Source organism: Halalkalibacter suaedae (genome assembly GCF_017939705.1).
Taxonomy (GTDB): domain Bacteria; phylum Bacillota; class Bacilli; order Bacillales; family Bacillaceae_D; genus Halalkalibacter; species Halalkalibacter suaedae.
On the sequence record NZ_JAGKSQ010000006.1, the window covers coordinates 197,696 to 211,111 of the forward strand.

The 13,416-nt window shown below is 38.1% G+C and carries 12 protein-coding genes; 4 read left to right on the top strand and 8 right to left on the bottom strand.

What is annotated here, in order from left to right; all coding sequences use genetic code 11:
- Positions 1-459 precede the first annotated feature (459 nt).
- Together J7W16_RS15475 and J7W16_RS15480 are read right to left on the bottom strand one after the other, a co-directional pair.
- Complete coding sequence (locus tag J7W16_RS15475; protein ID WP_210598303.1) at positions 460-597, bottom strand: hypothetical protein; 138 nt, start codon at positions 595-597, stop codon at positions 460-462.
- Positions 598-677: 80 nt separating this feature from the next.
- A complete protein-coding gene (locus J7W16_RS15480) occupies positions 678-890 on the bottom strand; it encodes a hypothetical protein (RefSeq protein ID WP_210598305.1) in 213 nt (70 codons plus the stop codon).
- 168 nt (positions 891-1,058) lie between these two features.
- Here J7W16_RS15480 and J7W16_RS15485 point away from each other — a divergent pair, with 168 nt between their 5' ends.
- A complete protein-coding gene (locus J7W16_RS15485) occupies positions 1,059-2,435 on the top strand; it encodes a PepSY-associated TM helix domain-containing protein (protein ID WP_210598307.1) in 1,377 nt (458 codons plus the stop codon).
- A gap of 21 nt (positions 2,436-2,456) precedes the next feature.
- Positions 2,457-2,924: a FixH family protein gene (locus J7W16_RS15490; protein ID WP_210598309.1), complete on the top strand. Its 468-nt coding sequence runs from the start codon at positions 2,457-2,459 to the stop codon at positions 2,922-2,924.
- A 232-nt stretch (positions 2,925-3,156) separates the two neighbouring features.
- Here the strand turns inward: J7W16_RS15490 and J7W16_RS15495 are convergent, their stop codons facing one another.
- Positions 3,157-3,843: an HAD family hydrolase gene (locus J7W16_RS15495; protein ID WP_210598311.1), complete on the bottom strand. Its 687-nt coding sequence runs from the start codon at positions 3,841-3,843 to the stop codon at positions 3,157-3,159.
- Between the two features lie 148 nt (positions 3,844-3,991).
- A complete protein-coding gene (locus J7W16_RS15500) occupies positions 3,992-4,657 on the bottom strand; it encodes a hypothetical protein (protein WP_210598313.1) in 666 nt (221 codons plus the stop codon).
- A 619-nt stretch (positions 4,658-5,276) separates the two neighbouring features.
- On the opposite strand from J7W16_RS15500, the gene J7W16_RS15505 reads away from it, so the two are divergent.
- On the top strand, positions 5,277-6,002 hold the full coding sequence (locus J7W16_RS15505; RefSeq protein WP_210598315.1) for a MerR family transcriptional regulator: 726 nt from the start codon (positions 5,277-5,279) through the stop codon (positions 6,000-6,002).
- Positions 6,003-6,410: 408 nt separating this feature from the next.
- Here J7W16_RS15505 and J7W16_RS15510 read toward each other — a convergent pair whose 3' ends face one another.
- The 4 genes from J7W16_RS15510 to J7W16_RS15525 form a co-directional block, all read right to left on the bottom strand.
- Positions 6,411-8,078 carry a glycerol-3-phosphate dehydrogenase/oxidase gene (locus J7W16_RS15510; protein ID WP_210598317.1) on the bottom strand — a complete coding sequence of 556 codons (1,668 nt, stop codon included), beginning with the start codon at positions 8,076-8,078 and terminating at the stop codon, positions 6,411-6,413.
- 291 nt (positions 8,079-8,369) lie between these two features.
- Positions 8,370-9,860, bottom strand: a complete 1,491-nt coding sequence (glpK, locus tag J7W16_RS15515) for a glycerol kinase GlpK (RefSeq protein ID WP_210598319.1) — start codon at positions 9,858-9,860, stop codon at positions 8,370-8,372.
- A 112-nt stretch (positions 9,861-9,972) separates the two neighbouring features.
- Positions 9,973-11,985: an alpha/beta fold hydrolase gene (locus tag J7W16_RS15520; RefSeq protein ID WP_246880041.1), complete on the bottom strand. Its 2,013-nt coding sequence runs from the start codon at positions 11,983-11,985 to the stop codon at positions 9,973-9,975.
- Positions 11,986-12,342: 357 nt separating this feature from the next.
- The gene (locus J7W16_RS15525; protein ID WP_210598323.1) at positions 12,343-12,876 is read right to left on the bottom strand and encodes a glycerol-3-phosphate responsive antiterminator; all 534 of its coding nucleotides are present in this window, start codon (positions 12,874-12,876) and stop codon (positions 12,343-12,345) included.
- A gap of 258 nt (positions 12,877-13,134) precedes the next feature.
- On the opposite strand from J7W16_RS15525, the gene J7W16_RS15530 reads away from it, so the two are divergent.
- Complete coding sequence (locus J7W16_RS15530) at positions 13,135-13,416, top strand: hypothetical protein (protein ID WP_210598325.1); 282 nt, start codon at positions 13,135-13,137, stop codon at positions 13,414-13,416.

Sequence of the window (13,416 nt, forward strand, 5' to 3'; positions counted from 1 at the left end):
AACCGCTCCTGAAATATACTACGCTTTCCGCGGGAAGCCGGTGAGCCTCCTCGTCTACGCCTGCGGGGTCTCACCTTTGGCTTTTGCATGAGGCCACTGAAAAAGTCCCTTTGGGCAGGTGCGAGGAAGCAGCAATGGCTCCACACGTTGCACGCCTTCTATGAGAAACCCACTCATAGCAGGCTTAAGACAATGCAACGGTTTGGCTCATTGCTTAAAGGCCACTAAAGAAAGGTGAAGATCACACCTTTTTCAGTGGCCTCTTTTGCATCCCGCAGGAGTCTACGTATATTTCAGCCGCTATGTGATTGCTTTATTCAGTAATACAGTTAGACACTTTAGTTATGTCCAATCCTCTCTCATATTTCATTAATCTCCCTCGATGATTTGACATTATATCCCTTTTTATTAGCGTGCAAAAAGGTATTTACAACTTATTATGACATGCTTCCCGATAAGTTAATTCAATTCACTTATTCCTTCATCTTTCTTTCCTTTATCCTCTGCTTCGTCAATTGAACCTACTCTCGGTGCGTATCCAATTAAAATACCGATAATAGCACTAAATACAATTGCAATTTTAGTACCCTTTTCCATTACAATATCCACCTCTTCACTTTTTCCATTTACTGTTAAATGTCTATGACTTTTATTGAGAGTTAAGACATTAAAGCAACCTAATTCTCGGTTACATACTTTTTATATTGTCTTTTGACAGAAATATAACTAAAAAGCAATATTAAGAACACACCCACTGTTACTCTTAATATAGTAGGTCCACCAAATAACTTTGTCGATAGACTCGCAAAAAACGAACCTGTAAAACCAGCGATAACTAAGCCTGTGAGAGTACCAGTAATAAAGTAAAAAAGAAATTTCCCCTTGCCCATATTACTCCCTCCTAACTATTTCTTACAATTATTGTAACATGTAAATTCAAGCTTCTTAAAGGAATGCTAAGGTTTAGTTAATTCATTTTTTTTAATGACTTCATAGTTTCCTCACAATTATTAAGTATGATTGTTCAGATTCATATTTCATAAAAGGAGATTAGTAACATGAATGTTCCAGAGAAGCATCGTTCTTCCCCTCAAAATAGAAAGCAACCAAATTCGTCTTTTTATCTTACTGTATGGAGATGGCATTTTTATGCGGGTATTCTCGTGGCACCATTTCTGATCATTCTCGCAATCACTGGTTCTATTTATTTATTTAAGCCACAAATTGAACAAGTTCTATACCAGGAATATTTCGAAGTAAACCCACAGGAGAATCGAGTCTCTGCAACAGAGCAACTAGAAGAAGTCAAAAGATTATACCCTGAGGCGGCGATAACTAAATATCGTCCGGGAGAGTATGAATCTCGTTCTAGTGAAGTAACCATTTCCTCTAATGGAGAATCCCTTACTGTCTTTATGGATCCTTACACCGGGAAATCTATTGGCACATTAAATAGTCAAGACAGAGTGATGAATAAGATCGAGGAAATCCATGGGGAGTTAATGGCAGGGACACTTGGAGACCGAATGGTAGAGTTAGCGGCTTGTTGGTCTGTCGTCTTAATTGTCACAGGTGCCTTCCTCTGGTTTCCTAGAAAGAACGAAAAGATCTTTGGTGTAATCATCCCAAGAATCAACAAGGGAAAAAGGATCCTAAGAAGAGACCTACATGCTGTACCAGCTATTTGGCTTTCAGTAGGCATGCTCTTTTTAATTATGACCGGCTTGCCTTGGTCTGGATTCTGGGGAGCACACTTCCAAACGATAGCGACAAACTCTGGTGCAGGTTATCCACCTTCTCTCTGGGGAGGGAGTGCCCCGACATCAGACATTCAAACACAGGATGTTGCCGATGTTCCTTGGGCAGCTGAAACGTTAGAGGTTCCTCTATCAGACGTTCAAGGCTTTGTCCCTCTACCTATTGAGGAGATTATCACAATCGCTAACCGAGAAGAGGTTCATCCAAGCTATACAGTTAGCATCCCATCTGATGCGGAGGGCGTTTATACCCTTTCTGCTTATCCACCAAGGGCACAGGATGAATTTACGATGCATATTGATCAATATTCAGGTGCTATCTTAACAGATTATCGTTATGATCATTATGGTTTTGTCGGTAAGATGGTAGCATTAGGGATAACGCTACACAAAGGTACTCAGTTTGGTCTCTTGAATCAATTAATTAGTTTATTCATTTGTCTAGGCATCATTTTGGTTGCAGTTAGCGGCTTTTATTTATGGATAAGACGTAAGCCAAAGAAACAACTGGGTGCTCCGAAAGCTCCTAGATTGTTCAAAAAGAAATCATTCTTAGTCATTTTATTAGGTTTAGGACTTCTCTTCCCATTAGTGGGACTATCGCTAATCGTTGTATGGTTAATAGATTGGTTGATTATTCAAAAGATACCTCTACTAAAAAGATTTCTAAATGCATAACAAGAAATGGAGTCAAATGTGATGAGAAAGACTACACTTTATTTAACAATCGTGTTCGTTCTTTTTTTAAGTGCATGCTCTCTCAACGAGGATGTAGCTAAGCGATATAAACAGGAACTGCCTTTAAGGGTAGAAGTCATGATCCCCGAAAGATTTTCTGAGGGGAAACCTGAGTCTATTGATGCCGTTCTTACTCAAAATGGTGAAAGAGTCGTAAATCCTAGCTTTGTTCATTTTGAGATATGGAAACAAGATGGATCTGTTCGTTATCCAATGGAAGAAGCCGAAGACATCGGCGATGGAACTTACCGTATAACAAAGGACTTTGAGCAAGATGGTTTGTATTTTGTCAAAGTACACGCAAGTAGTGCTGGATCCACTATTATACCGACAACCCAGTTTGTTGTTGGTGGGCTTTCAGCTAGTGACATTGAATATTTAGAAAAGGGAATGAAAGCCGAGACTCCCACTAAAGAAACCCATCATTAAAGTCTTGGTGGTATATGTATTTAAGAAATTCTAATCAGACCAAAGAACTCCATCACGCTAGGGAAGTTTTTTGGTCTAATTTATACTCTAACTCTATATACATGGTCCCCTACTTAGTCAGTACGAGGCCACTAAAAAAGGGAAGATTTCACCTTTTTTAGTGGTCTTATCAGTACCTTACGTCGTTTCCTACTTTTCACTCTGGAATACATCCGTTTGTAAAAAAGTTTATTTAACTTTTAGCTAGCGACTCTAACCTAAGTAATTCATCTAATTTTTTTATCACATAACTTGGCTTATTTTCACCTTTAAATTCCTTATTATTTCGGTTTATCCAAACACTCTTTATTCCTATGTTCATTGCACCTTTCACATCACTTAAAAGGGAATCACCGATGTGAAGAACTTCATCTTTTGATAGATTACTTAACTCTAAAGCTCGTTCAAACATTTCTGGGCGTGGTTTATAGGACTTGACATCCTCACTCGTAATTAATCCACTGACCTTTAATTTATGGAATTCAATTGCTGTTTTTATATCAAAGGTATCAATATTCGAGAGTATATATACGGGGATGTTATTTCCCTTAAAGAACTCTAATGAATCATCAAATATAGAAGGTCTCATCCAATGCTCAAATAGTAATTTACTCAATACGTTTTGATCTAAAGTTGAACCAAAATGGGAAAGTGTATTTTTTAGAGAGATCGTTTCTAATGTTCTTTGTGTTTTAAACGTTTCACCATAACATTCATGAAATAAATTCGAGAGTTCCTTCCACCAGAACCCTCCAATTTCAGATAGAGTAGCTTCTGTCTTTGAACATTCTTTTATTTGGTTACAAATGTTTAAAAGAATCTCGCCATCTTCATGGACAACAGTGCCATAAAAATCTAAGAAAAATGCTTTAATAAACAAAGGCTTTCCCCCTCCCAAAAGTCTTTTTAAAACTCACTATTTCACTTTTTTCAATTCCACTTTATTTTAACATCAATTTCCTTTTCATCGACATAGAAAAGGCATTCCTTCTCGAAGGAATGCCTTTAATAAGTAAGCGAGGAGTACATTATTGAACATTATCTGAACTGATTTCATAGTGTATTCCCTCGGACGCCAAAGTTATCTTATTTTCACTAGTGTGAATTGAATAGCTGTTCGGAGCTTCCCAGAAGTAATTACCATCGGCAGTCTTTATTATAAAATAATTTCTTAAGATATCTGAATGGAAACTTCCATTTATCGCAATAGAATATTGCTCATCTTCAGACGTTTCTATTGAAATTTCGTCATCTTGATAAAACTCCATTTTTTTAGCTTCATTTAGTAGTAGCGAAAAGTCATCGGCTTGATATACTTCTGTTATAGCTATATTTTCAATTTGTCTATTGAACTTCTCTACTAAAGAATACTGTGATTCTAAATTAGATATTTCATTTTGACTAGGTGGTTTAGAATTGATGGGGAGGATTTTTTCATATAATCGTTCACTGCTTTCACTTCTAGTCATTATTGTATAATAAGCTTCAGTAAATTCATCCTCTGCCTGATATACCTTACTTATTTTCTCTTCAGAAGGGTTTTCAATATAATCCTGAATAACTATTTCGTAAGCATCAAAATGCTGTTGTGTTTCTTTAACTGTAACATTTCTATTATAAGCTTCATCTTGAATGTACTGTGAACTGAGTAGTACAAGAATAAATAGTATAAATAAAAATAGTTTCTTCTTCACAGGCAGCCTCCTACATAATCATCTTCATAGCTGAGATACTGCACCAGGATTAACCTGTTATTTCAATTGCACCAGCAAACTCTACAATCTTCAAACCACGTTATCCTCGTTTCAAGCTAAAACCCTGCTTGATAGTATTTAAAAGATAGAATTTTTCATGACCAAAACCCCGTATAATATAGCTGTGCAAATGGCTATAAATAAAGCTACCATTACAAAACCATATATAAAGCCCCGTGCCATTGAAACTAAATCTAAGAACATATTCTTTAGAACATCAAGTATTAACAATAGTAAATCTAAGAACATATTTTTAAAAGTATACATCATCCTAGACATGATTATCCCCCCGTCTGTATGTTCTTGCTACTATTTATAAAAATCCAACATCGTTTATTAAAATGTTCTGCTTCTTCAACTTTAACATCAATTTTCATTTTATTGGTACGAAAAAATGGGAATTGCTAATGAAAATCATAGGCGATCAATTAGTGATCACCTTCTATTCATACACTACTTTATAATTCATTACTTATAATTCAATAAATACGTAAATTAATCAGGTTGACTCTCACGTTACGTGATCCTTTATAGTAACTGATGAAGGGGGCGAAATAAGATGAAAGTAAAGGAAGTTGCCGACTTAGTGGGAATTAGTGTGCGCACACTACATCATTATGATGAAATCGGACTATTAATCCCAGAAGAAACCACTGAAGCTGGTTATCGAGTATATTCTGACAGGAATCTCGAAACCCTGCAGCAAATTTTATTTTTTAAAGAACTCGGCTTCCCTTTGAAGAAAATCAAAGAAATCATTGATAACCCGTCATTTGATCGACATGAAGCATTAAAAATCCAACATAACATGCTGCTAGAAAAAAAGAGCCGACTCGAAAAGATGATCGGAACTATCGAAAAAACCATTCAACATTCGAAAGGAGAAATACCAATGTCAAATCAAGAAAGATTCGAAGGCTTTGACTTTAGCCATAACCCCTATGAACAAGAAGCAAGAGAAAGGTGGGGCGATCAAGCTGTTGATGGAGCAAATGAAAAAACGAAAAACATGACTGCTTTTAATCAAGAAAAGTTCAATGAGATCTACCGCAATCTTGCAGCCATTCGCCATCTCTCTCCCGCTTCCAAAGAGGCTCAAAAGGAAATAAAAGAATGGTATCAGTTCCTAAACAAAATCGGGAACTATTCCCTTGAGGCATTTAAGGAACTAGGTCAAATGTACGTAGATGATGAACGCTTCACTAAGAACATTGACCAATTTGGTGAAGGCTTAGCCAAATTCATGCGTAATGCTATGGAAGTGTATGCAGACAGACAGGACTAAAATAATTAAGCAAGGCCACTGAAAAAGGTAGATATTCACCTTTTTCAGTGGCCTCTAATCAATAAGAAGAACCGTTGCTTTCCATCTGTGCTTTGTAGAACTCTTTACGGACATATGATCCCTTAAATCTCAATAATGCCCCTTCTTTAGCATGCTTGCGGACATATGATCCGTTATTTCATATAAATCTTATAGAAATGACAGTCATAACGCTAAATAACGGATTAAATGTCCGTTACTGCATGATTTTGCGTCCTTTTCTCATTGTTAACGGAACCAATGTCCGCAAGTAACCTTAGGAACTATGCTACATCCTTTTCCTTGTCTATTGGGTACATGAATGCAGTAGCGATCCCCCCCCCGCACTTTCTATCTTTTGTTCGGAATTTGAGTACCGGCTCGCTTCTCTTAAAACTCTTCTTTTTCAATCGGATGACTAGCTTCATAGATCAGCTGGTCAAGCTCTTCTTTATATATTTCCGTCTGCTCATTCGACCAATTAAATTCTTTTTTCATGAACTTGATCACAGACTCCTCGTGCTTACGTACCCAGTTTATATCGAAAAATAATGCTCCAGTTCGTCTTATGAAGAAGTCGATTGGCTTATAGGCCAGTTCATGATCGATGGCGTATTTCACCTCTGCATAGACGATTGGATCGATGCTTTCTGCTGCTGCCTTTTCTTTTTCATCCCTATACGTGTTAAAAATATGATCGACATTTGACCCGTAGCGATAGATAAGCTTCCTTGCCACTTTCTCTGCTAGACCGATCCTCTTTCCATCATTCAGTTTATTGTTCACGAATGTTTTAAACCCTTCGGAACCACCAACGTCACCACCAGAGATCGGTAAATGCTTCGTTTTTGTGGGTGGGAAGCTCTTTCCTTCCTCATCATGAAGTTGCTTCGCGACTAGATCAACGATACTTTCAGCCATTTTTCGGTACCCGGTTAATTTACCTCCAGCAATCGAAATGAAACCGGAGTCTGAGACAAAGATCTCATCCTTACGCGAAATTTCAGAGGGCGATTTCCCTTCTTCATGGACCAATGGTCTAAGTCCGGCCCAGCTTGATTCGACATCCTCTGAACTTATCTTCACTTCAGGAAACATAAAGTCGATCGCTTTTAAGACATAGTCGCGGTCGGCAACTGTCATTTTTGGGTGAGCGATATCACCTTTGTAAACAGTGTCTGTTGTTCCAACATACGTCTTACCATCTCTTGGTATCGCAAATACCATCCGTTTGTCGGGGGTATCGAAATAGATCGCTTGCTTTAACGGGAAGCGTTTTTCATCAAAAACGAGGTGAATCCCCTTCGTTAATTGTAGTGTTTTTCCCTTTTTCGAATGATCAATTTCTCTTAATGTGTCAACCCATGGTCCAGCTGCATTAACAATTTTCTTTGCTCTAATTTCTTCAACAGAGCCATCGGTTATATCTTCTACCTTCACACCGACTAAATGGTTATTCTCATACACTAAATCATTTACCTTCATATAATTGAGGGCAAGTGCTCCTTTTTCAACCGCTTTTTTCATGACTTCTAGAGTTAGTCGGGCATCATCTGTTTTATACTCAACATAATAACCGCCACCCTTAAGTCCTTCACGTTTCAATAACGGCTCACGCTCCAGCACGACCTCTGGCTTAAACATTTTTCTTCTCTCATTCTTTTTAACTCCGGCTAGAAAATCATAGACCTTTAAACCAATATTCGTGGAATAAGGGCCAAATGTTCCACCCTTGTAGAAGGGCAGTACCATCCATTCAGGTGTTGTCACATGTGGTCCGTTCTCATAAACGATGGCCCGTTCCTTACCAACCTCTGCAACGACGCCAAATTCAAATTGCTTCAGATATCTTAGTCCACCATGGACGAGCTTGGTTGAACGGCTTGACGTACCTGCAGCAAAATCCTGCATTTCAACAACGGCAACATTTAATCCTCTCGTAACTGCATCTAAGGCAATTCCAGCACCTGTAATCCCCCCACCAATAACTAGAAGATCTAACTGCTCCTTCTGAATCTGTTTCTTAATATCCGCTCTAAGTAAGTTTGAAAATTGCATTAAAATCGGCCCCTTCAACATCATCATATTTTAAAAACCTATGAAGCATCTTAAGTAAACAATGCTATCTGTTTTTCTTTTCTTCTCTCGGTCACCGTTAGAAAAACAAAAAGAGACCACAAATCAACCTTATTCCCATTTTCGGAAAAAAGTGATTATGTGGTCTCTCGAATTCTCCATCCACGCTATTAACTTAAGTTTAGTATAGCACAGTAACACTTCATTTTAAAGGATAATGCCGGATAACACCTTGGCTTGACACTCCTATATTACGTTGCTTTGTAAAAATCTTTACTTATATTCTCGTGTGGCATTAACAGCTTTCTTCCAGCCCTTGTATAGCTCCTCACGCTTTTTCTCTGATAATTCAGCTATGAACGTTCGATCATTCTTCCACTGGGTAGCAATCTCTTCCTTTTCGGCCCAAAAGCCAACTGCGAGTCCAGCTAGGAAGGCTGCACCGAGGGCAGTTGTTTCGTTCACAACAGGACGATGGACAGGTACATTTAGAATGTCGCTCTGAAACTGCATTAGAAAGTTATTTTTGACAGCTCCCCCATCCACTCGGAGTGATTTCAGCTCAATCCCAGAATCTGAAATCATCGCATCAATGACATCTCTCGTTTGATATGCGAGCGATTCTAATGTTGCACGGATGAAATGCTCTTTTGTTGTACCTCGAGTTAATCCAAAAACTGCACCACGAGCATCACTGTCCCAGTATGGTGTTCCTAATCCTACAAATGCAGGTACAACATAGACACCGTCTGTCGAATCGACTCTCGTTGCATAGTCCTCACTATCTGAAGCATTTTTCAGCATACGCATTCCATCACGTAACCACTGCATTGCAGAGCCTGCAACAAATATACTTCCTTCTAACGCATATTCCACCTTACCATCAACGCCCCAAGCAATTGTCGTCAGAAGACCATGCTCTGATTTTACGGCGTCTTCACCTGTATTCAATAACATGAAGCAGCCGGTTCCATACGTGTTTTTCGCCATTCCCTTTTCAAAGCAAGCCTGCCCAAATAGAGCTGCTTGTTGATCACCTGCTATTCCGGCAATCGGAATATTGTGACCAAAAAAGTGATAATCAATGGTATGGGCATATATCTCGGAGGATGGACGTACTTCAGGAAGCATACTCTTTGGAACCGTTAGAATGTCTAATAGTTCCTCATCCCATTTTAGATCATAAATATTAAACATCAATGTTCGCGATGCATTGGAATAATCAGTGACGTGCACGTTTCCGCCTGAGAATTTATAGACAAGCCATGTGTCAATCGTACCGAAAAGCAAGTCACCGTTATCGGCTTTTTCTCTCGCACCTTCAACATGATCAAGAATCCATTTCACTTTTGTACCCGAGAAATACGGATCTAACAGCAGTCCTGTTTTTTCATTAAATAAGTCATTATATCCCTTTTCCCTTAATTCTCGGCAGATCTCTTCGGATTGACGTGACTGCCAAACAATCGCCTTATAGATTGGCTTTCCAGTATTCTTATCCCATACAACGGCCGTTTCACGTTGGTTCGTGATTCCGATTCCTGCAATTTCCTCAGGACCAATATCTGCCTTTCGTAGCACTTCGGCTATACATGCGAGAATGGACGTCCAGATTTCATTAGCATCATGCTCAACCCAGCCTGGCTTAGGAAAGAACTGCTCAAACTCCTGTTGAGCCGATTCAACAATCTCTCCTTTTTTATTAAATAGAATTGCCCGGGAGCTTGTTGTCCCTTGGTCAAGCGATAATATATATGTTCCCATCCGAAATCCTCCCTACTGTTTTTTCCCAACACTTAAAAGCAACATAGGGATAAAAAAGAGCTCAGGCATGGAGTCCTTTGCTCTTTTTTATCAGTTATTCTGTGACAAGTGATTAAAGGATTGTATAAAGTGTTGTATTCGCTATTGTGATCATTGTCAGTAGCAATGTGTTAAGGAAAGCTGCTACATAGACATTTCCTGTCTTTCTAAAGAAATAGCGATTAAAGATCGCAGCAATTGCTAGTGCTGGTACTAGACCAATAACAATGATTGAAGCTAGTGATTGACTAGGGTATCCTGCAGTACCTGTCATAAACAATAAACCATAGTGGTAGACAAGGTAAAGGACTAAGCCACCGACAAAATGGAAAATTGAAATGAGATAGCCTTTGAACCCATCATACTTCACACTCGCTGTATTCATATTAACAGATAGACCAATGACAAAGTAATAGATTAAGAAGAGTGGTGCATATTTAAGCATGGCGATCACATGCTGTCCTTCAAATGTTTTAACAGCAAATGTCCAGATTCGGAAATCGGTTTTGAAAACAGCATCTACGAAATAAAGAACCGCGTAGCCAGCGACAACCGCTATAACTGCTGTTAGAAGTGCAGCAATAATTGTTTTCACATTTACCTTTACACCGTAACTCTGAATTGTTGCCCCTTCAGGCTTTTTAGAAACAAAATGGTAACAAACCATAATCATTAATGTCACAAGTGCTACATTAATCGCCCAGTATACAGTCGGGTTGGCTGTTGGAGCACCAAACATTTCTGTTGTCGCAATTAATGTTGCTTGATTTTTCAAGAAGAAGTACTGAATGACACTTAAGACAAGCATAATCAATGAGCATGTTTTAATATTTCGTGCGGCATTTTTCACGAATGAATAAATGAAGACAATTGCTGATATCGCAATGAAGATCATGCTAATTTGTCTTAATAGCCTCATCCCGTAGAAGTCGCCTCCATAGTAAGCCGAGAAGAATAACGCTGGAAATAACGCACCGAAAACTACTAATAGGATACCTGCAAGCTTCGCCCCATTTGTTTTTGGCTCTGGAAGTGGTTCAGGTTTTTTTGTATAAATATTCTTTAGGAACGGTAATTTCGCTAACAATTGAATTAGGGGGATGAAGAGCAGAAAGAATCCGATTAACGCTACAAATGAAAACCACTCTTTCCATACCCATGTCTGACCTTCTTCTCCAACTGTAACAAGATTGCTATAATCAGCAAACGTCATGTCATAGAAATCAATGGCATGTGCTGTCGATGTTTCTGAGAAATGATTCCACGGATGTGTTTCATTTGGTTGATAGATGACCCTTTTCCCACCATCAACGTCATAAACCGTACCTGCTGCTGCTGTTTCTGGATTCCCCAAAAACCCTTGCCCTTCCTCTGTACTAACATAGTCTTTTTTGACAACAGGCTCTCCAGCACCGGCTGCGGCTGCATCAAAGAAGAACTCATCATATTGACCTGCAATTTTGCCCGAAAATCTTGGACCATATGAGCTATTAATCTGTTCATCTGTAAATCCAAGTGCCTTAATCCACTGATAATCAGAACCCATTGTTAGTGAAGCATAAATTTTTCTAATACCACTTTCTTGGAAGTCGGCTTCATCGAGCATGACAGCATGTGTTGAAGAAAATCCTCCCATTGAGTGACCCGAAACAGCAATGACCCCATTACCATTCTCATCCTTTAAGACATAATCCTGCTCATACATGTATTGAACAGCGTCATAGATCGCATGTGGCCAGAAAGAGAAGAACGGAACCGGTTTTTCCATTGTTCCAGTTGAATGACCATGATCATATTGATCTAGAGCTAGCACGACATACCCTCGTTTTGACATTTCAATTGCCTGAGCATCTTGCATTTCCGCTGAATTGAGATATCCATGCGTCGCAATGACAGTAGGCTTTGCTTGTTGATCGGCACCATCTGGTTTGTACAATAGACCTGACAGCTCTCCTCTTGGTGTATCAAAATAAATGCGTGAAACATCAACATCTCCATTAGCACTGTTAAATTGAGAAGCAACAAAGCTTCCGACTAGAATTAACAGTAAAGAAATCACTAATAATATGAACGGTTTCTTTCTCATCATATTCTCCCCTTTATCTTTGAAAATTTTGTAAAATAATAATTACTACTTTAATAGACAAATAGATAATACCAAAAAGCCTTCGCTCGTACGTAAGCTTCTTTGTCAGTTCACCCCCAAGATGTTGTGAATATTACTATAATTTGAGTTTTAGAGACAAAAAAAGACACATGAAATCCCCTTGAATAAGCATTCAAGGTATTCAATGTGTCTCCTGTTCTCGTCACAATTTATTAACTTAGCGTAAGTATATATTCTAATGAAAACGGTGTCAATAAGAATAGACAAAAATTCGTCAATTATTTCAAAATAATTATTTTATGAGTCTTAACATCTCTGCTTTTAAATCAGTCATTGCTACCAAAGACTACGATTAGACGTTGTAACTGCTGAAGCCCCATTATTTAGTGCATTATCTACATCCTCTTTCGTACGAATTAGTCCCCCTGCAATAAGTGGAATTCCTGTTTCATCACTAATTTCTTTCAAAACGCTTGGAATGATACCAGGTAAGACTTCAATATAATCAGGCTGAATTTTCTTACAAGCCTTTAAATTATAATTAAGTGCATGACTATCTAATGCAAACAACCGTTGAATCCCAATAATATTATGTTTCTTTGCAGAAGCGATCACATTGACCCTTGTTGAAATAATCCCATCCACCTTGACATTATTAATTAAATATTCGAGCCCATACTCATCAACCTTTAATCCTTGAATGAGGTCGGCATGCATGAACACTTTCTTTTTATGCTGCTTAGCAAATTTAACAATACTCTCTACTTGCGAGAGGCGTGTTTCAAGGAAAATAATCTGTTCATGATCCTTTTTAAGGGCATACTCAAAATCCTTCATATTACGCACAGCCGGTATCACATGACTAAACAAACAATCACCTCAGTACTGAAATTTTCTTCTTTATGAATTTCTTCGTTTCTATATCTTACACATGCAATATAGCTAAAACAAGAAATTAACTCATTTAATTGAACTTGCGATAAGAACAATACCTGAAATGATTACCAATAGGCAAAGTACTACCTCCTAAAAATAAAATTATGATAAAATTTTAAAATGAATGACAGAAAGCATTAGTAATAATCGAAAGTATACTTAAGGAATTTATAAAATAATGGAGGTTTTATCATGAATAAAGACGGATTAGTAGCTCTTAGAGAAGTATCGAGAGATGAATTTATGGACTTGGCTCAAAATGGAGCTCGTGAACTATTTGAGCTTGGTCAATATAAAGTATTTGATGGTTCAAAAGGGGAAGAACTAAATCATTTTGTCTACTATATGGGTACACATAATTGTTATTTAATCGATATTGAGACATGCTACGAATTAGTAACAGCATTCTATTGTGGTGGAGATAAACCATCTATTCTTGAGAATTTAAATAAGATCGCTGCATCAATTAAATAG

Coding starts and splice junctions, on each gene's coding strand:
- J7W16_RS15485 (WP_210598307.1), top strand. CDS start 1,059: ATGAATGTTCCAGAGAAGCATCGTTCTTCCCCTCAAAATAGAAAGCAA.
- J7W16_RS15520 (WP_246880041.1), bottom strand. CDS start 11,985: ATGAGAAAGAAACCGTTCATATTATTAGTGATTTCTTTACTGTTAATT.
- J7W16_RS15490 (WP_210598309.1), top strand. CDS start 2,457: ATGAGAAAGACTACACTTTATTTAACAATCGTGTTCGTTCTTTTTTTA.
- J7W16_RS15530 (WP_210598325.1), top strand. CDS start 13,135: ATGAATAAAGACGGATTAGTAGCTCTTAGAGAAGTATCGAGAGATGAA.
- J7W16_RS15505 (WP_210598315.1), top strand. CDS start 5,277: ATGAAAGTAAAGGAAGTTGCCGACTTAGTGGGAATTAGTGTGCGCACA.
- J7W16_RS15480 (WP_210598305.1), bottom strand. CDS start 890: ATGGGCAAGGGGAAATTTCTTTTTTACTTTATTACTGGTACTCTCACA.
- glpK (WP_210598319.1), bottom strand. CDS start 9,860: ATGGGAACATATATATTATCGCTTGACCAAGGGACAACAAGCTCCCGG.
- J7W16_RS15510 (WP_210598317.1), bottom strand. CDS start 8,078: ATGCAATTTTCAAACTTACTTAGAGCGGATATTAAGAAACAGATTCAG.
- J7W16_RS15475 (WP_210598303.1), bottom strand. CDS start 597: ATGGAAAAGGGTACTAAAATTGCAATTGTATTTAGTGCTATTATCGGT.